Annotated in this window: 10 protein-coding genes; 4 read left to right on the top strand and 6 right to left on the bottom strand. The window is 60.9% G+C overall.

Annotation, left to right across the window (positions count from 1 at the left end; all coding sequences use genetic code 11):
- The first annotated feature begins 444 nt into the window (after positions 1-444).
- Positions 445-1815 carry a hypothetical protein gene (locus MTP16_RS10890; RefSeq protein WP_243519626.1) on the top strand — a complete coding sequence of 457 codons (1371 nt, stop codon included), beginning with the start codon at positions 445-447 and terminating at the stop codon, positions 1813-1815.
- A 238-nt stretch (positions 1816-2053) separates the two neighbouring features.
- Here MTP16_RS10890 and MTP16_RS10895 read toward each other — a convergent pair whose 3' ends face one another.
- A complete protein-coding gene (locus MTP16_RS10895) occupies positions 2054-3172 on the bottom strand; it encodes a hypothetical protein (RefSeq protein WP_243519628.1) in 1119 nt (372 codons plus the stop codon).
- Between the two features lie 466 nt (positions 3173-3638).
- On the opposite strand from MTP16_RS10895, the gene MTP16_RS10900 reads away from it, so the two are divergent.
- Positions 3639-4346 carry a hypothetical protein gene (locus MTP16_RS10900; RefSeq protein ID WP_243519630.1) on the top strand — a complete coding sequence of 236 codons (708 nt, stop codon included), beginning with the start codon at positions 3639-3641 and terminating at the stop codon, positions 4344-4346.
- 172 nt (positions 4347-4518) lie between these two features.
- A complete protein-coding gene (locus MTP16_RS10905) occupies positions 4519-4905 on the top strand; it encodes a hypothetical protein (protein WP_243519632.1) in 387 nt (128 codons plus the stop codon).
- A 140-nt stretch (positions 4906-5045) separates the two neighbouring features.
- Here the strand turns inward: MTP16_RS10905 and MTP16_RS10910 are convergent, their stop codons facing one another.
- Together MTP16_RS10910 and MTP16_RS10915 are read right to left on the bottom strand one after the other, a co-directional pair.
- Positions 5046-5363, bottom strand: a complete 318-nt coding sequence (locus MTP16_RS10910) for an STAS-like domain-containing protein (RefSeq protein WP_243519634.1) — start codon at positions 5361-5363, stop codon at positions 5046-5048.
- Positions 5364-5415: 52 nt separating this feature from the next.
- Entirely contained in the window at positions 5416-6366 is a 951-nt protein-coding gene (locus tag MTP16_RS10915; RefSeq protein ID WP_243519636.1) for a hypothetical protein, read from the bottom strand.
- A gap of 75 nt (positions 6367-6441) precedes the next feature.
- Between MTP16_RS10915 and MTP16_RS10920 the strand changes: the two genes are divergently transcribed.
- Positions 6442-6648 (top strand): hypothetical protein, encoded by a 207-nt coding sequence (locus MTP16_RS10920; RefSeq protein WP_243519638.1) that lies wholly within the window; start codon positions 6442-6444, stop codon positions 6646-6648.
- Positions 6649-6698: 50 nt separating this feature from the next.
- Here MTP16_RS10920 and MTP16_RS10925 read toward each other — a convergent pair whose 3' ends face one another.
- From MTP16_RS10925 to MTP16_RS10935, 3 genes are all read right to left on the bottom strand, one after another.
- Entirely contained in the window at positions 6699-8168 is a 1470-nt protein-coding gene (locus tag MTP16_RS10925) for an AAA family ATPase (protein WP_243519640.1), read from the bottom strand.
- A gap of 32 nt (positions 8169-8200) precedes the next feature.
- Complete coding sequence (locus MTP16_RS10930) at positions 8201-9430, bottom strand: DUF262 domain-containing protein (protein ID WP_243519642.1); 1230 nt, start codon at positions 9428-9430, stop codon at positions 8201-8203.
- A 209-nt stretch (positions 9431-9639) separates the two neighbouring features.
- Complete coding sequence (locus MTP16_RS10935) at positions 9640-19389, bottom strand: T9SS type A sorting domain-containing protein (protein ID WP_243519645.1); 9750 nt, start codon at positions 19387-19389, stop codon at positions 9640-9642.
- Positions 19390-19402 lie beyond the last annotated feature (13 nt).

A 19402-nucleotide genomic window follows, 5' to 3' on the forward strand; every position in this document is an offset into this window, starting at 1 on the left:
CGCCGCCCAACGTTTTTGCCAACCCGCCCACCAGGCCTGCAGTGTGGCCGCGCTTCCAGGGTTACACCAAGCGCATCATCCTCGGCAGGGGCGGCCCCCAAAACGACCCCGCCGCGAAGCCGGGCGCCTAAGCCGCGAGCGAAACGAAAAACCCCGCCGGCAGCTGGCGGGGCTTTGGGGGCCGCATGAGCAGCGCCGCGAGCCGCTCCAGCAGCGGCCGTGCGCCGGGACCGGCTGCGGGCCCGTGTCCTGCCGCCTTGCGGCCGTGAAAGCGGCTTCCGGGCCCGCTGCCAGCGCAGCCACACTCCGTGTGGGCCCGCCGACATACCGGTTGCGGTCGTTCACATACCGCGCTAGGGCAAAAACGGGACTGCCTTGTATTTTTGGCTGGCCATCGAAGTTCTTGCTTCAGTTCTTGTATCCGGTGCCTGCGCTTTTACTACTATGAATAAAAACTACGCCTGGAGCTGGCTGCTGCCGGCCCTGCTCAGCCTGCCGCTGGCCGCCACGGCCCAGTCGGTGGGCATTGGCACCACCACCCCCGACCCAAAAGCGGCCCTCGACATCTCGGCCACGGGCAAGGGCCTGCTCATTCCGCGGATGGATTCGGCGACCCGCGTGGGCATTGGCGCGCCGCCCGATGGGCTGATGGTGTTTCAGACCGACGGGCGCAAGGGTTTCTGGTACGCCATGAGCAACACCTGGCTTTACATCCCCGACAAAACCCGCTCCGGCGACAATCTGGGCAACCACACCGCCACCCGAACCTTCGACCTGAACAACGAACGGCTGACCGGGGCGGGCACCGCGTCGCTGGGCGACTCGACGGCCCAGGTGGAGCTCGGCGCCTACGTGCAAGGACCCAGCGCGGCCCTGATTACGCGCAGCAAATCCAACCGCTTCTTCAGCCGGACCATGCTTTCCGGCTACGGCCGCGGGCCTTATGGGCAGGACATCGACTACGCCGTGTGGGGCAACGCCTACCGCGCCGACGGCTGGGGCGGCATCTTTTCGGCGGGCAAGCCCGGCGGGCCCTACCGTTGGGTGGGGCTGGCCCAGCACCCGGGCTACGTGGGCGCCGGTGGGGTTATCCGCATCGTAGACGGCAGCCAGGGCACGGGCAAGGTGCTCACGTCCGACGGCGTGGGCTACGGCACCTGGCAAAACCCCAAGGCCAATGCCAACTTCGACCTCGGCCCCTACTTCCTGGTGGGCAACGGCGGCAGCGTGGGCCTGCGCATCAGCAACACCGGCAACGTGGGCATCGGCCCGGACGCGCCGCGGGGCAAGTTCGACGTGAACGGGGGCGGCGACGCCTACCTCGTGGACGACCCCAACAACGGCAGCAGCCAGAGCGTGTACCTGCCCGGCCACCTCTACCTGGCCCCCTACAACGGCACCAGCGGCACGGCCTACGTGCAGGCCCGCGTGCCCAGCCCCGGGGCCGGCACCAGCATCGGCCTGAACCTGCGCACCACCAACGCCGGCAACCTCGTGGAGGCCTTGGCGCTGAGCGCAAACGGCGACGCCCGCTTCGCCGGCAACCTCGACCTGGGCCTGTCCTTGACCTACACGGATTACACCCTCAACGGCAACAGCTACGGCCAGTTTACCGCCACCTGCCCCGCCGGCACTTCCCTGGTAACCGGGGGCGGGGGCCACCGCGACTTCAACAGCGCCCAGCAGGACATCACCGTCAACTTCAGCTCCCCGGACCCCAACGCGCCCACCACCACGTGGCTGCTGCGCGTGAGCAACAGCAGCGGCAGCTCGCGGGCCATTCGGGTGTATTGCAACTGCGCCCGCATCCGGTAGGGGCTTCTGGCGCCGCGGGGCGCCGGCTGCACCACCCGGGCGACACCAAGCGCGTCATCCGCGGCGGGGGCAAAGGCAACCCCCGCCGCGCAGTCAGCCGCTTAAGCTGCTGAGGAAAGGAAAAGCGCAGCCAGCTGCGGGGCTTTTTGGTGGGGTGGTTTGGGCAAGCTGGCTGACTGGTGCAAGATGGCTGAGCAGCGTTGCCGGGCCCGTGTAAACGGGCAGGAGCCCGCGCCCGCTACCGGACCGGCGGCAGGCCCCGGGCCTCCAACAGGCGGTTGAGGGGCGTGCCGGGGCGTAGCAGGGGACGCAGCTGGGCCCAGGTCAGGGTCACGGTGTAGGCGTAGAAGGGCTCATCTTCGGGCGCGGTTTGGTAGGTGGCTTGGCAGCCGGCGGGCGTGAGGGCAAAGTCCTCGTCGGGCAGGGGTAGCAGGCCCGGGCCGAGCTCCAGCAGGGCGGCATAGGTGGGGTCGCCGCGCCGGAGCTGGGCCGTGATGAGGCGCTGCACGATGGTATCGGCGCCCGGGCGCAGTAACTCCAGCAGGCCGAACTGCCGGCCGGTGCGCAGGTCATACACGATGTTGTTCCAGGAGTGCTGGGCGCGGCGGTGGTCCACCACGTCTTCCTGGGTGTAGGTGGCGCAGGCCAGCAGGTCCTGCTCGTTGAGCGTGACGTCGAGCGACTGGTCGTAGATGTTGGCCATGTCCTGGGCGCTGGCTACCTGGTCGAGGGCGTGCCGCTCGCGGCGGCGGCGCACCGGCCCCGGGCACTGCAGCCGCGCCAGCGCTGGGCGCAGGGTGTCGGCGCCCAGCAGGTGCAGGTAGGTGATGCTGATGGAAGAGCGGGCGGGGTTGCCGAAGGCGTTGATGCCCCGCCGGCCGGTGGTTTGCTCGGTCAGAAGTTCGAAGCGGGCCGCGCCGGCGTAGTCCTCGCGCAGGGCAAACGGCTGCGGCGGGCCCTGGGCGCGGGCCTGCCAAGTGCCGCTCAGCACGGGCCCCAGCGGCTGGGTGGCGTGCCACACCGCGCCCGCCACGGCCGGGTCGGTTTCGTCGCGCAGGGTGAGCGGGGCCGCTGGCTTGAACAGGCCCATGGGGCGCAGGTCATGCGGCGTTCCGGTGGCCAGGTCGTAGTACCGGCCCGTCAGGTCGAGCTGGACTTCTTTGGGCAGGCCCGTCAGCCGGCGAAAGGTGAATTCGACCACCACCGGCCGGCCCGCCACTTCGCCCCGGTAGCGGCGATAAAGCTCCTGGCCGTCGCGGGGCAGCCGCGGGCCGGTGGCGGGACGGGGCGGCAGCGCGGTGCCCGCCAACAGCAGGCCGGCCGTGAGGGCCCAAAGCGGAAACAGGGAAGAGGCCATAGCAGAGCCGCAAAATACGCATGGCCCCGGCCAGCGCCCCGCCGGAGACACGCGCCAGCAGCCCGAAGGCTTGTGCTTCGGCAGCAAGGTTTCCTGTTCGGCCCGAAGGTTTGTGCTTCGGCGCGAAGGTTTCCTGTTCGGCGCGAAGGTTTGTGCTTCGGCAGGCGCGGGCGGGGCTTCGGCGGCCGGGTTTGTGGTTCGGAAACGGTTGGCGGGGCTTCGGCGGGCAAGGTTTGTGGTTCGGAAGCCGTTGGCGGGCGTTCGGCAGCGAAGGTTTGGGCTTCGGAAGCGGTTGGCGGGCGTTCGGAAGGTGCTGGCGGTGCTTCGGAAGCCCGGGAACGTGCTTCGGAAGGCCGGGTCCGGCGTTCGGCGGGCAGGGGCGGGGCTTCGGCCGGCTATCTAAGCGCGGCAATACCAGAATATTTGCTACGTTTGGCGGATACATCTACCCCTAACGTTCAACTACATGGACAACAACAAGCTCGACGCCCAACTGCGGCGCGACACCGCCACCGCCAACGGCCTGCAAGCCGACAAGGCCCTCTACGCCGCCCTGGAAGACGACCTCGCGCCCCTGCGCGACGAGCACGCCGCCAACCTGGCCAAAGCCCGCCAGCTGGAAGAGGCCGTGATGGGCGACGACGCCGGCACCGTGACCGAGCAGAAAACCAGCGCCAAGGCCCTGCTCAAGCCGCTGGCCTACCGCCTGGCCGCCGCCCTACAAGGCTACGCCGCCAGCAAAAGCAATACCGACGAGGACCTGGCCGGCCGCGTGCGCTACTCGCGCAGCCAGCTGTCGGAAGCCGGCGATGCCAGCCTGGCCACCATGGTGGGCGCCCTGCTGAAGGAGGCCCAGCCCCTGGCCGCCCCGCTGGCCAAGCGCGAGTTCACGGCCGCCGACCTGGCCGAGACCACCCGCCTGCTGGCCCGCTTCGAGCAGAAGCACGCCAGCCGACGCCTGAGCGAGGTGGAAGGCAGCACCGAGCGCAAAACCCTCATCGCCCTGCTGCGCCGCAACGCCAACCTCATCAAGGAAATGCGCACCCAACTCAAGGCCTACGAAAACTCGCCCACCAAGCACGAGGTGTGGCTGCGCTTCCAGGGCTACACCAAGCTCATCGTCCTCGGCGGGGGCGGCGGCAAAGACGACCCCGACGCGAAGAAGCCCGCCTAAGCCGCGGGAGAAACGAAAAGCCCCGCCAGCAACTGGCGGGGCTTTTTATGAAGTTGTATTTAGATAAGGGAGTAACTTGTGGTAAGAATACCATCCTTTTTTTAAACACTCGTTCATCCTTCGGGCAACACCTTGGAATAGGGTGCTTACTTACGGTTTCTTCCCTGTTCTCATGCGACCTGTTTCACAAGATGTACTGCGCGGATTAATGGCCAAAGGGGATTCTTCCAATCCGGAACTCCTCGCGCTACTGCAAGCACTGGCCTCTTCGGCTACCATGGACTTTGTACTGCCCCGTTACCACTTATACGAGGTCTATAAGAACCGTATGGGACTGAATTACGACCCCACGCCTCAAGACATTGTCGCGCTAGACATCACAGCGGAATACTACGAAGGAATGATACAAAGTGTAAAAGCAATGGCTGCTAGCTCGCTGGCCAACATCCGTTTTCTCGAAGTCGAGTGCCTGGAGGCCAGTTGCGCACTATTTGTAGAGGAAAATCTGAAGGAGGTACTCGGCATTATCTACTTCCGGCATGATAATGAAGTGGAATGAACTTAATTAAATCCTCCTTTTCCTAAAGATGCTAAGTTAAGGCGCCCCGGCGCGAAGCCCGCCGCCTAAGCCGCCGGAGAAACGAAAAGCCCCGCCAGTTGCTGGTGGGGCTTTTTTGTGGAGCTGTTACTGTGTTATGGCTACTCGGCGTTGTGCGTTTGCGCTACGTCGGCCATATAATCCTTTAGCTGCTTGAGTTGCGTGGGCTTGTAGTTGCTCAGGCGCAGGCGCTTGAAACCGGTCACGCCCATTTCTTCAAACAGGGCACCAAGCGAGGAATTAAGAAACGAGCTGGAGAACCCAATGACGTCGGTTAGGTCGAGCGTGACGGGGCCCGGCTGCGCGGCCATGGCCTCCTTCAGTGCCAGCAACAGCTTGTAGCCGTCGGCGTTGGAAATGGTGCCGGGGGTGAGGGTAGCTACCGTCAGAACCGGGCTGGTAGGAGCTGTGGTGGACATGAGTTGGGGCGAGTGGTCGTTGGAATAATAAGCTATTATACGCCATTTTGGTTTAAAACAGCGCGGTTTCGTCTTCGAGCAGGTCGTTTTCTTCCGGGCGCATTCCATCCTGGTAAATTCTGGCGGCCAGGGTGGTGCCCGGGAAAGCAACGTCGGATAATTCGTGAATAAATTCGGTCCCGTCGCGGCTGACGTGGTAAATGGCCCGGGTGGTTTGGATGGTAAGCGTACCATTCAACTCCCGGACACCGGTGCGCAGGGTGTCGAGGCCCCGCCCCTGGTTGTGCGGCCGGGACTGTGCCGTGAAGCGAAACTCCAGCGCCTTGCGCAGGGCCTCGGGCGCTGTGACGGGCTCCTGCCGTTGGCTTTGCAGGTAGCGGTTAACCGTTTGGGGAATACCCATGCCAAAGTCGGAAACGGCAATGAGCAGGCGCTTGCTGTTTGGATAGTATTGCAACATCGCGAAGGCGACGCGCTCCCTAGCGGAAACGGCAAAGGCGTGGTCGAAAACGTTGTTGAACATCTCGCCCAAGTAGATGGTCAGAAAATCCAGGCTCTTGTCCTGAAAAAAGTACCCCTTGAAGTGCTGGTAAGCGCTATGCACGAAATCGTTCATGCCTTCTGGCTCTACCGGCCACAAGCCGAACGAAGTCGGGTCGTTCGGCTGCGTAAGCGCCGGCGCGGCCGCCGCGGCGGGTTCAGCGAAGCGCGCGAAGAAGTGAATGCCTTCCAGGTAGCGGTACACAACTGCATTGCCCGACTCAAACTGGATAGCTACGCCTGCGAGGCGGTATTCTTCGAGCAGGCAGGCGAGTGTGGTGACGTGATGCGGCTTGACCGTGAGCGCCCCACCGACTATCACCCGCACCCGACGAACACCGGGCGAGAGGCCATGAACCTTTTCCCAGCGGTTGTTAAGCAGGAACTCCGCCAGCGCTGGTGACTTATCGAAAGCCTGAAAAGCAATGGTGTGCTCGTTTTGGGTAGTTGCTGGTAACTGCATCGGGCAAAGCTAGTAGCTTCCCAGTTCAAGCGCCCCTGCTTCGAGAAAAAGCAGGAAAGCCAGCGCACCGCCGTGGTGGAAGGCAGCACCGAGCGCAAAACCCTCATCGCCCTGCTGCGCCGCAACGCCAACCTCATCAAGGAAATGCGCACGCAGCTCAAGGCCTACGAAAACTCGCCCACCAAACACGAGGTGTGGCTGCGCTTCCAGGGCTACACCAAGCTCATCGTCCTCGGCGGGGGCGGCGGCAAAGACGACCCCGACGCGAAGAAGTCCGCCTAAGCCGCCGGAGAAACGAAAAGCCCCGCCAGTTGCTGGCGGGGCTTTTTTAGCTATTGTTGTTTAGAAAATTTAGCACTAATGTCGTCAAATGTAGCTCTAGCTTGTGTTTCATTTTGCGGTGCCTCTAGCCATAATCTGAACATATCTCTGAGCATGTCTTCCTCATTGACTTCTAAAAATCTTGCTAAATCTGTAGGCCAATCATGATGATTACAGCCATCTAGGCTATTCAATGCGAATTTTAGATTCGATTCAGTAACAGCAAGTTTGTTTTCCAATCCATAAGTGTTATTTCTGAAGAAATCACGAAGCAAAATCTCAGGGGCTACTGGACCAGGTAAAAACAAGTACTCCCACTTGACTTTTTTGTCATCTATTACACTCTTTTTCTGAGGCCATATATCTCCGTCATAAACACCAATAATCTTCAACCATTCTTTAGATGGTTTTGGAAAATTATATAATACATTTGAAATGGCAGAGGAAGACCCTGCTTTCACTATATCAATTCTTCTAGAGATATCCCCATCAAAATGTTCTAAAATTGCACGAGTAAATACTTTACTAGCCATATCCTCCACAAAAAGAATTCCTGAATATGAAAAGGAAATGCCGAGTATCATATTTAACTGAAATTGGTTCGGCGTTTCTATTATGTCGATTCCATCGTGATTTTTTGATAATATTTTTATATGATTGAGGGGGATGTTAGAGACGATTCCCATAGAATGAGTAGTAATAACTAACCATATGCCTTTGTCTAAACTCACGCTGGCTATATAATTCATTAAGTTGACCTGCGCTTTGGGTGAGATAAATGATTCTGGTTCTTCTAAAAAGAAAATAGAATCTTGTGGGGCACGTTTTATTGACCAAATCAATAAGTGTGCAGCAAGCTCACCCAGCCCCATCATCTCTAACCCATATTCAGTGTTACTATCCACTACCTTGAAATATGGTATGACATCATCAAAACCACTTATAGCTTCCGGGTCAAAAGCATCAATTTCATATACATCGCATGAAGAATAGTTCTTTCCAGTCACATAAGAAATGAGTTTGATTTCTTCTTCGCTGTAATGTATTGGGTCAATACCTTCAAAGAGTTCTTCTCTATTTGTCATTTCAGAGAAAAAATCAATAAGTCTTGAGCTCTTGTGAGAAGAATCGATATAGCCTATTTCGACGCTGAGGCCAACTTCTTCGTCGGAACTTGATTTTAAATATGTGCGCTCTTCTCCATTTTCAATAGCGCTTACAAGCAAAACAGATGAATTAAATCTGCTTTTAATATTATGTGGAACCGGACTTACTATCGATTTTATCGACAGTAGTAAAGCATTGAGTAACGTTGTTTTGCCAACACCATTTGCTCCGCAAATTACCGTTATACCACCAGAAAAGGAAACTTTGCCTTTGCCTATGCCTGTGATTCCGTCAAATTCAAGGCTGGTTATCCTGTTTTTGAAATTTCTTTTATATAGGTTTCTCCAAGTATCCCCTGTCTTAGCGAGCCGCATAGCTTTAGTGTTTAATAATTTTGGAAATTATATTAATTGATTTCGCCGTTCCACCCAGCTTCTATCATTCTTGAAACATAATTATCAGCGTCTATTCCGTTGAATTTTCCAAAATTATGCAGTCCGTTCATTATTAGTGTGGTCTTTTTATGGTTGGCAGGTAGATACTCAAGATTCGTATCGTCAGATATTAGCACGAATAGAGTCCATATTACTAGGTCGCGTGATAGTACGGAAGATACATCAGCTACTCTAGCACTAGCTCTATCGTTGTAAACTTGCATTAAGCCTATTTCAAAGCCACCAGCTTTGTTAGAAGGTATTTCATCATATCGGAATTGGTGACCATATGCTCTCGGGTTGCCAAACGCCTTTGACATATTTCTCAGTCTCTCGAAATAGTCAATATATTTCGCGAAGTAGTATGGGTCAAAATTTGAATTGTATTTAATATTGTCACATACAAACCACAGCCATGAATATAAAGTAGCTTTATTGAAGCGAATAGTAGCGGGGCTTTGTTTTAAGGCATTGCCTAAAAAGTAGATGCTTTTTTCGGCAAGGTGTATAGTTTCAGAATTAAACGGTTCGTCAAATCTGTACCTATTTGCTAACGCTATTGAAGTGACCTTGTGTAGCAAGTCTCCTATTTCTAATGAAAAACAAAGTCTGGCTATAATATCGTCATAGGCCATTCTGGAATTTGAAAAACCTATAAACTCTTTGCTGATGCCTAAGTCAAGTAGTAGCTCTACAAGGCTCTTTATTTGACCTCTGGCCTCTCCATAAAATGCATTTCTTTGCTCTGCAGACGTCAGTGATGCTGGTTGGTTTAGCCTAAAAAATAACTCGCCTGGTTCTTGGGGTAAATAGTCAGTTATTTTGAACATTCTTATTGTGAATTGGTCAAACCGTCTTCGCCAATTATTAGGTAATGATTTGTAGTCTAATCCATTCAGGGCTTGAATTTCTTCGCTAAAAGGTGCGACGTTGCCATCAATAAATATTTCTCCATTAACAAAGTCGCGAATAGCTACTAGTCTTTGTTGGCCATCTAATACCTCTAATTTAGAAGAGTCTTTAAGCTCAATAACATGAATTGGCGGTATGTGCCAATCCCTCATAATGCTGTCTATTAACCGTTGTTTCTTCGGTGTGCTCCATACCTCACCTCTTTGAAAGTCTGGTTGCAGATTAATATCACCGTTATTAATTCTCGTTACAATAGTTCCGATATCCGGGTCAGACGGCAGTAAGCGCATAAGAAATGGTGTATTAACTAAGGTGATTGATGATTTAGATGCTCTTTGCTACCTGCTCATCTTGTTGTCATTGCCGTTTTGGACTGGCAATCTAAGGCCAATTTTTTTCTTTATACCATTAGATGATGATTCTCTTAATAAAGCCTATGCCCACCAAAAAAGCCCCGCCAGACACTGGCGGGGCTTTTTGCTGTTCAAGCGGCGGCGGGCTACTCCTTCACCAGGCGTTTCACCACCGTGCCTTCCTGGGCGTGGATGCGCACGGTGTACACGCCGGTGGCTAGGCCGTTGAGGTCGATGGTTTCGGAGAGGAAACCCTGCTTGGGGCGCGTGCTCAGCTGGCGCACCGTCTGGCCCAGCACGTTCACTACTTCCACTTTCACCGGGCCCTGCTCGCGCAGGCCGGCCAGCTCCAGGGTGGCGCGGGCGGTGGTGGGGTTGGGATAGAGGGCGGTGCGGGCGGCGAGCTGGCCGGTGGTGACGGCCGTGACGGTGCCGGCCACGAAGTTGAGGTAGAAGCGCTGGCCGGTGTAGCTGGCCAGCATCGAGAAGGCGTAGGTGGGGCTGGCGGCCAGGTTCTGGCGGCGGTTCAGCACCCGGTCTTCGAGCCACACCTGGGTGCCGGCGGGGGCATCGGTCAGGCCCGTGAGGGTCAGCTCGTGGGCGCCGTCCTGGCTCACGCGCACCCCGAGGGGGATGACGGGGGCCGTGGCCAGGTCGGGCAGGCCGTTGATGGCGAAGCTCTCGGCGCCGGCCTGGCTCCAGAGGCTGGGACGGCCGTTGCCGTTGAGCTGCACCTTGTAGGCGTCGTGCCGGGCCGAGAAGCCGAGGGCGGCGCCGGGCTCGAAGTACACCACCGTTTCATCGGCGGTGGCGGTGGCCAGGTTGCGGGCTTCGAGGCGCAGCACCGGGGGCGCCGTGGTGGTGCGGTTGAACACCGGCGAAAGGTAGCTGGTGGCGCGCACGGCGTTGGTGAGGCTCACGCTGGCCGTGGGGGCGGTGGCCCGCACGAAGAAGCCCTGCATGGCGGCCAGGTCCTTGGTGCCGCCGTTTTGGCCGAGGCCGTTCACGTAGGCTTTGTAGGTGCCGGTGTACTGGCCGCTGGGCTCGAACACGTAGAGGGCATCGGCCACTCCGCTGAGCATGCCGGTGGTGCTGCGGGCCACGTCCCAGTCCATGGGGGCGGGGTAGGGGTTGCCGAGCATGTGCCAGCCGGAGTTGGCCAGGCTGCCGCGGCCCAGGCTGTAGCTCACGTTGCCGGTTTGGAGCAGGCCCGAAATGTCCACCGTGGTGGTGGGCAGGGTTTGGGCGGTGTAGCCGCGCAGGGGCAGCAGGTCGTCGGTGGCGGTGGGCACCATCCAGCCGTCGTCGAAACCGGGTTTGGAGGCCGTGAGGCGGGTTTCGTCGTACTGGAAGAAGGTGGGGAACGGCGTGGCCGTGTTGCCGGCCGTGTTGTAGGCCGGGTTCAGCTCGAACACCGGCAGGTCGTCGGCAAACTCCTGCACGGTGGTGCTGATGCCGGCGGCGCTCAGCTTCATGGGCGAGGAGTAGTGGCGGTAGCCGGGCGCCCCGCTCAGGCCCGTAATGAAGCGCTCCATGGTCGAAACGCCCGTCACCACGCCGCCGCCCACGGGGTTCACCACCATGGCGGTGCCGCTGGCGTTGCTCGTGAGGGTGAGGTGGCCGTTGGAGGCCAGGTTGCCGGTGGTCAGGGTCAGCAGGTGGGTCAGGAACCAGTTGTCGGTGGCCGTCACGCCGCTGGCGTTCTGAATGAACAGGTCGTAGAAGCGCGTGGGCGTGGCCGAGATGCCGCCGATGGTCTGCGGGCCGGTGCCGATGCAGTACCAGCCGAAGGCGCCGCAGTTCACCAGGCCGGTGTTCACGAAGTTGCCGAGCAGGTACACCGGGCCGCTGTAGGTCACGCCGGCGGCGTTGGCGCAGTTCAGGCCGAAGAAGCGGATTTGCTGGGTGCCGCCGCAGGTCTGGGCCACCGTGCCGTTGAAGTACACCGTGTAGGTGGCCGGGTTGAAGGGCCCGTTGCAGAGCCAGTTGCCGGCCACGTAGATGTCGCCGCCCAGCACGCAGCCCACCAGGTTGGCCCACGTCACGTGGTGGAAGTAGCTGCGGGCCGCGGCGCCGGTGGTGGTGATGGTTTGCAGCGCCGTGCCATTGAAGGTGACGCCGAAGCCCTGGCCGTGGAAGATGCCGGTGTTGTTCCAGAAGCCGGCCACGGTGATGTCGCGCAGCAGCTGCACGTCCACCGCGTTGGTGATGCCCACGTTGTAGAAGGCGCTCAGCACCGTGCCGCCGATGGTTTGCAGCGCCGTCCCGTCGAAAATCACCGTCTGGCTGTTGGCCAGGTAGCCGCCGTTGTTCACCCACAGGCCGCTCACGTAGATGCCGTCGAGCAGCGTCACGCCGGCCGCGTTGGCAAAGGTGATATCGTGGAAGTGGGTGCGGCCCGAGGTGCAGGTGATGCTCTGGGCCACCGTGCCATTGAAGCGGGTGCGGAAGCCGCAGCCGCAGTAGCCGCCCTGGTTCACGAAGTTACGCGTCACGTCGATGTTCTGGCCCAGGCGCACGTTCACCGCGTTATTAAACGTCACGTCGTAGAAGGTCGTCAGGGCCGTGCCGGCGATGGTTTGCAGCGCGGTGCCGTTGAAGTACACCAGCAGGTTGTTGGGCAGGAAGCTGCCGTTGTTGGTCCAGTCGCCCAGCAGCGTAATGCCCAAGTCCTGACGCACCGTAGCGCCGGTGGCAATGGTGAAGTGGTGGAACACCGTGGCCACCGCGCCGCCGATGAGCTGCAGCACCGAGCCGGTGAAGGTCACCAGCTTGCCATTGGCCAGGAAGCCGCCGTTGTTGGTCCAGCTGCCGGTCAGGAAGATGTTGTTCTGCAGGGTCACGCCGGCCAGGTTGGCAAACACCACATCGTGGAAGGTGAGCGTGCCGGTGGAGTAAATTCCCTGGGCCGCGCTGCCGTCGAAGTACACCACGTAGCCGCCGGCCGTGAACAGGGCCAGGTTGCGGAAGTCGCCGCGCACCCGGATGTTCTGGCCCAGGGCCACGCCCACCGCGTTGTTGGTGGTGATGTTGCCGAAGATGGTGGTGCTCGTTCCGCCGATGTTCTGCAAGGCCGTGCCGTTGAAGGTGACGAGGTAATTGGCGCAGCTAAAGAGGCCATCGTTCACCAGGTTGCCCTGGATGAAAATGGGCCCGCTCAAACTCACGCCGCCCACCGTGTTCAGGATGTTGAGCCCAAAGAAAGTGGTGACGGCCGTGCCGCCAATCACCTGCGCCACGCTGCCGTTGAAGAACACCGTGTAAGTAGCCGGCACGAAGACGCCGCTATTCGTCCAGGCGCCCGCCACGCGGATGTTGCTGCCCAGCGTCACGGTGCCCGTGTTCAGGAAGGTGATTCCGGAGAAGTTCGTGACCACCGCGCCGTTGATGAGCTGGGCGCCGCTGCCGGCGAAGGTCACCGTGTAGTTGCCGTGCAGGAAGCTGCCGTCGTTCGTCCAGTCGCCGAGGATGGTGACCACGCGGGCCAGCTGCACGCTGGCGCCGTTAACGATGGTGAGGTGGTGGAACTGCGTGAGCACCGTGCCCGCAATGGTCTGCAACGCATTGCCGCTAAAGAACACCCGGAAGCCGTTGGCGACGAAGCCGCCATCATGCGTCCAGTTGCCATTCAGGTAGATGTTCGAGAGCAGCGTAACTGTCGTCGGATTATTAAAGCGCAGGTCGAAAAACCGCGTGCTCAGCCCCGCCGTGATGGTTTGGGCCGCCGTGCCGTTGAAGTACACCAGGTAGCCATTGCCGAGGAACACGCCCGCGCCGGCCCAGTTGCCGAGCACCGTCACGGCCTGCAGCAGCGACACCGAAACCGTGTTGGTGATGGTGACGTGGTGGAACACGGTAAGCACCGAGCCGCCGATGGTTTGGGCCACGTTGCCCATGAAATTGACGAGGTAACCGTTGGCCAGGTAGCCGCCGTTGTTCAGCCAGTTGCCCCACACGCTGATGTTCTGGTTGAGCGTGATGCCCGCCAGGTTGTTCCAGGTCACGTGCCAGAACTCGTACACCCCGCCGCCCGTCAGGCTCTGCGCCCCCGAGCCGCCGAAGGTGAAGGTGTAGCCCGTGTACACGCCGCCCACCAGGTTGTAGCCGTAGAACGTGCCCAGGTTGGCGAAGCCGCCCAGCAAGGTCACGTTCTGAATCAGCCGCACGTAGGCGCCGCTCGCCACATTCCAGCCGTAGAAGCTGAGCGCCGTGTAGCCGCCCACCGTCTGCACCACGCCGGGGCCTTCGTTGCCGTTGAAGTACACCGTGTAAGTGCCGGGGTTGAAGGTGCCCGAGTAGAGGTAGTAGTTGCCGGCGATGTAGATGTTGGTGGCCAAACTCACGCCCGCCGCGTTGTCGGCGTAGAAGTGGTAGAAGTAGGTCGTCTGGTTTGCTGTAATCACCTGCGCCGCCGTGCCGCCGAAGCGCACGAAGTAGCCCAGGGTGCTGCCGCCGCTCAGGTACCAGCCATAAAACACGCCCGTGTTCACGAAGCCGCCCAGCACGTAAATGTTCTGGTGCAGCGTCACCGAAATCAGGTTGTTGAAGGTGATGTTGTAGAAGTTCGTAACCGCCGTGCCGCCGATAATCTGAGCCACTGTGCCGGCGAAAATCACCGAATACGTGCCGCCCGCGAACAGGCCGTTGTTTATCCAGTCGCCGAGCACCGTGATGTTGCTCACCAGCGTCACACCCACTGGGTTGTTGATGGTGACGGTGTAGTAGCTGCTGCTGCCCGTGCCGCCAATGGTCTGCGCCACCGTACCACCGAACACCACGCCGTAAGTCACGGCTGAGAAGGTGCCGTTCACCACGAAGTTGTTCAGGAACACGGCGTTCAAACCCAGGTTCACCACCGCGCCGCTGTTCACATAAGCGTTGTAGAAGGTTGTCACGGACGTGCCGCCGATAATCTGCGTGCCGCCCGCGCCGTTGAAGTACACGTTGTAGAGCGGGCCGCCCACGAAGGTGCCGTTGTTGTACCAGTTGGCGTACACATTCAGCACGTTGTTCATCGTCAGGGTCGAGCCCGAGCTGATGTACAGATTACCCACCTGCAGCGGGTTGGTGCCATAAATGAACTGCGTAATCCCCCCCGTGAAGTACCAACTCGACGTGCTGCTGGCCACCACCGTGCCGTTCACCGTCACGTTGCCATACAGGTTGAAGATGCCGTTGTTGGTGAACGTCGCACCGCTGGCAATGGTCAGATTCAAGGCCAGTGCCGCCGTGCTCCCCGTGACAACCGGGTAGAAGCTCGCACCGCTTGGGATGGTGACCACGCTGGTAGCAGTAGGCACCTGTCCGCAGCTCCAGTTCGCGCCATTAAACCAGTCGGTGCTCACGCCGCCCGTCCAGGCATAGGTAAGCGCGCCGATGGTCAGGTTCGCGCCGTTGTCGGAGCCCACGGCGGCCGGGTTGTCGGCCACCACGCGCACCCGGTAACCGCTGCCGGCCGGGGTGCTGGTGGGGATGACGGCCGCCACAGTGCCGCTAGCCGCGCTGCTGCTCAGCGAACCAATGCTAACCGGCGAGGCGAACGAGCCGCTAGCGTTCGAGAGCTGCACCGTGAAGGTGTTGCCGCCGTTCACGCCGCCCGCCGTCACGGTGTAGGGCACCGCAATAGCCGAACCGGGGCAGAAGCCGGTGCTCACGTTGCCGGTGGCAAGCGTGAGCACCGGCGCGCCGACCTGCACCTGCACCTGCCGCGTCACCGAGCAGCCGTTGAGGCTGGCAGTGAAGCTGTAGGTGCCTGCGTTCGCCGCGTTCGCGTTGCTGATGCTGGGGCTGGCCTGGGTGCTATTGAAGCCGTTCGGGCCGGTCCACGCAATGGTGGCGCCGGTCGGTACGCCGCTGCTGCTAAACTGAATCAGCGCGCCCGAGGCCACCGGCGAGTTGGAGCCAGCCACCACGTTCGTAAGGTTCGAGATGGTCAGGTTGGTGCCGTTGTCGGCGCTGGTCAGGGCTGGGTTGGTGCTCACCAGCCGAATCCGGTAGCCAGCGCCGTCCACAGTAGTGGCCGGCAGGGTGAAGCCCAGGCTGCCCGAGCCGGTGCCATTGAAGTTGATGCTGGCCAACGAAACCGGCGCAGCAAACGAGCCACTGGCATCTGAGAGCTGCGCCGTGATGCTGCCGTTGCTCAGGCCCGCGCCAAACACGGTGTAATTCACCGCGTAGTTATTCCCCGCGCAAAACTGCCCGGAAAAGGCGCCCAGCGCCAGCGTGGCGGTGGCTGGCGGGTTCACCAGCACGCGCACGGAGGCCGAATCGGTGCAGCCGCCCTGCGTCACGTACACATAGTAGAAGCCCGATGAAGCCGTGGTTACGTTGTTGAACGTCGGGTTCTGCTGGTTGCTGATGAAGGAAATGCCGCCCGCCGTGTACTGCACGTACCATTGGTAGGTAGCGCCGCTCGGCCCGGCGTTCAGCTGCAAGGTGCCGCCCGTGGCAACGGGCGAGTTGCTGCTGGCCGTGGCCACCGGCGCCACCGGCACCGTCAGGTTGGCGCCGTTGTCGGTCGTGCTGATTACGCTTGGGTTCGAGCCCACCAAGCGAATCCGGTAGCCGGTGCCAGCCGGCGTATTCTGCGGAATCCGAGCCGTCACCGAGCCCGAGCCCTGCCCGGTAAACGGTTCCGAACCAATAGCCACCGGCGCCGCAAACGAGCCGCTGGCGTCGGAAAGCTGGGCCGTGATGGTATTACCGGTCCCGAAGGCATTGCCCGTCACCGAGAAATTGATGTTGAGGAAGGTGCCAGCGCACGTCGAGCCGCTAAGCTGCGCCATGGCCAGAATGGGCTGCGCCGACGGGTTCACCGTGACTTGCGTGGCCGTGCCGGGGCTCTGGCAGCCGTTCACCGTCACGTAGAGGGTGTAGGTGCCGCTGTTGCTGGGCGTGGCGTTGGCAATGGTCGGGTTCTGCTGGTTCGAGGAGAAGCCCGGGCCAGTCCAGAGGTACGAGGCACCGGCCACGGTCTGGGCCGTTAGCTGAATGGTGCCGTTGTAAGCCACCGGCGAGTTGCTGCTCGGCGTGGCCGTGGGCTGGGTCGTGATGCCGATGTTCGAGCCATTATCCGTCGTACTGGTTACCGCTGGACTGGAGCCCACCAGCCGGATACGGTAGCCGCTGCCCGTGGGGGTGTTCGTGGGAATGGTAGCCGAAATGGCTCCGCCGCCCTGGCCCGTGAAGGGCGCCGAACCAATCACCGTGGGCGCGGCAAACGAGCCGCTGGCGTCCGAAAGCTGCGCCGTAATCACGTTGCTGCTGCCGAAACTGTTGCCCGACACCGCGAAGCCGATGTTGAACGTGGCGCCCGCGCAGCCATTAAAGCCAAACTGGCCCATCGTGAGCACCGGCACCACGTTCGGCTGCACCAGCACCCGCACACTGGCCGAGTCCTGGCAGCCGCTGGTGTTCTGCACGTACACGAAGTACTTGCCACTCTGGCTGGGCTGGGCGTTGGTCAGGTTCAGCGTCTGGCCGCTGCCCACGTAGGCCGTGCCGCCGCTGGTGTAGGCCACGTACCACTGGTAGCTACTTTGGCCCGTGGGCTGCGCCGCCAGCTGAATGGTACCGTTGTAGGGCACCGTGGTTTGGGTGGCCGAGGCCGTGGCCACGGGCGTGGCGTAAATGGTCAGGTTCGTACCATTATCCGTCCCGGTAATGGCCGGGTTTGAGGCCACCACGCGCACGCGGTAGCCGCTGCCGGCCGGCGTGCGGAAAGCAACCGAGTCGCGCAGCACCCCGCCGTTGGCGTTAGTGCTAATCAGTGAGCCGTACAGCCGTGAATTCGCCGTAAACACACCGTTGGCATCCGAAAGCTGGAAGCTGAACTGATTGCCACCACTGTAGCTGGCCATGTTGGTCGTGAAGGGCACCTGAATGAGCGCGCTGCTGCAAAACGCCGTGGCCGACACCGTGCTCGTGGCAATGGTGGGCGGGTACACGTAGCTGGCCGCCGAGCACGCCGTGCCACCGGGCGTGGTCACGCAAATCTGGCCGGTGGTGCCGCCCGCCGGGGCCGGCACCGTAATCTGGGTGCCCGAATTCACCACAAAGCCCGGCGCGGCGGTGCCGTTAAACGTCACGGCCGTAGCCCCGGTCAGATTGGTGCCGCTGAGCACCACGCTCGTGCCCGGCCCGCCACCCGTGGGCGTAAAGCTGGTGATGGTCGGGCCCGCGCAGTTGAAGTAATAAGCGCCCGCACCGCTGACAATGGCGTATTGGCCAACAGAATTCTGCACCACCAGGCGCAGCACGCGCGCCGTGGTCGGGGTAGCCAGCGTCCGCACCACCGGCGTGGTGGTACCCACCGCGAGGCTCGTGGTGTAGGTATCCACGGTGCTAAAAGGTCCAGCGGTAGCGGCCGCCGTTTGCAGCAGCAGGGTGAAGCTGCTGCTGGCACTGGGCGTGAGCTTGTAGCGCACCTCGCTGAGGGTCTGGGCCGTGCCCAAATCAGCCTGCAGCAGACTGCCGTTGTAGCCGTAGAAGCTGTTGCTGGTGGTGGGCGCGGCCGGGTCGGCGTTGAAGGCCGTTTCGGCTAGGCCGTTGGTGCTGCCGCCGGAGTTGTAGCTGGTGCTGGCCAGGCCCGCCGCGAAGTTGGGCGAGGAGGCGCAGCCGTTCTTCAGGAAGCTGCGGCTGCTCACCAGGCTCCACTTGCCGTTGGCATCGCGCGAGCGGAAGAAGATGCGGTGCACGCCGTCGCTCAGTCCGCTGGCATCGGCCGCGAAGCTGAAATTGGCCAAATCCGGGGCCGGCGTAGGCACCGGCACATCCGTGGCGGAGCCAAAGCCGGGGTCGTTATCGAAGTAATATTCAATCTTGTTGATATTAGGCGCGGCGGCCAGTGCGGGCTCGTAGTAGAAGCTGCGCACGTTGGTCAGGCTCCATTTGCCATTGGCGTCGCGCGAGCGCACGCTCAGGCTGTGGAAGCCAGCTGTCAAACTGCTCAAGTTCACATTAAATGCCAACCCGCTGATGTCGGTGGCGGCCGTCACGGTCACATCGGTGCCGTTGCCGAAGCCCGGTTCCGCGTCGATGAAGTACTCCACCTTGGTCACGTTGGGCAGCGTATTGAGGGCCGCCGGCTCGTAATAAAACGTGCGCCGGTTGGTCAGGCTCCACTGGCCATTGGCATCCTGGCTGCGCACCCCAAGCTGGTGAAACCCAGCCGTCAGGCCGCTGATGTTCACGTTGAACGCCACGCCGCTGACATCAGTCGCCGCCGTCACGGGCACGTCCACTGCCGCCCCGAAGCCCGGGTCGCTGTCGATGAAATACTCCACCTTCGTGACATTCGGCAGCGTGTTCAGCGCGGCGGGCTCGTAGTAGAACGTGCGCCGGCTGGTGAGGCTCCACTGCCCGCTGGCATCGCGCGAGCGCACCCCCAGCTGGTGAAAGCCCGCGCTCAGGCCGCTCAGGCTCAGGTTGAAAGCCACCCCGCTCAGGTCGGTGCCGGGCGTCACCGGTACGTCGGTGGCGGCCCCGAAACCGGGGTCGGCATCGATGAAATATTCCACCTTGGTTACGTTAGGCAGCGTGCCGAGCGCCGCCGGCTCGTAATAGAAAGTACGGCGGTTGGTCAGGCTCCAGGCGCCATTGGCGTCTTGGCTGCGCACGCCCAGCGTGTGGAAGCCGGTGCTCAGGCCGCCCAGCGCAACGCTGGCCGACAGGCCCGACAGGTCAGCTGCCGGGGTGGACGGCAGCGTGAATGCGGTGGCCGCCCCAAAGCCGGGGTCGGCATCGACGAAATATTCGGCGCGGGCAATGGTGGCCTGGCCGTAGCTGCGCACAATGCCGCCAATGAGCAGCAGGAGCAGCAGCGCCAGCGGCAGCAGCCAGCCCGTGGGCCAGCGCCTGCCGCCCGGCGCGGGGCGGAAGTCATAAGAGCGGTGCATAAACCCGGCGCCG

The sequence above is a fragment of the Hymenobacter monticola genome, assembly GCF_022811645.1.
GTDB classification, from domain to species: Bacteria; Bacteroidota; Bacteroidia; order Cytophagales; family Hymenobacteraceae; genus Hymenobacter; species Hymenobacter monticola.

Bases quoted from the DNA above. Each gene is read 5' to 3' on its own strand.
- MTP16_RS10890 (WP_243519626.1), top strand. From the start codon at position 445: ATGAATAAAAACTACGCCTGGAGCTGGCTGCTGCCGGCCCTGCTCAGC.
- MTP16_RS10895 (WP_243519628.1), bottom strand. From the start codon at position 3,172: ATGGCCTCTTCCCTGTTTCCGCTTTGGGCCCTCACGGCCGGCCTGCTG.
- MTP16_RS10915 (WP_243519636.1), bottom strand. From the start codon at position 6,366: ATGCAGTTACCAGCAACTACCCAAAACGAGCACACCATTGCTTTTCAG.
- MTP16_RS10905 (WP_243519632.1), top strand. From the start codon at position 4,519: ATGCGACCTGTTTCACAAGATGTACTGCGCGGATTAATGGCCAAAGGG.
- MTP16_RS10930 (WP_243519642.1), bottom strand. From the start codon at position 9,430: ATGCGCTTACTGCCGTCTGACCCGGATATCGGAACTATTGTAACGAGA.
- MTP16_RS10925 (WP_243519640.1), bottom strand. From the start codon at position 8,168: ATGCGGCTCGCTAAGACAGGGGATACTTGGAGAAACCTATATAAAAGA.
- MTP16_RS10900 (WP_243519630.1), top strand. From the start codon at position 3,639: ATGGACAACAACAAGCTCGACGCCCAACTGCGGCGCGACACCGCCACC.
- MTP16_RS10935 (WP_243519645.1), bottom strand. From the start codon at position 19,389: ATGCACCGCTCTTATGACTTCCGCCCCGCGCCGGGCGGCAGGCGCTGG.
- MTP16_RS10910 (WP_243519634.1), bottom strand. From the start codon at position 5,363: ATGTCCACCACAGCTCCTACCAGCCCGGTTCTGACGGTAGCTACCCTC.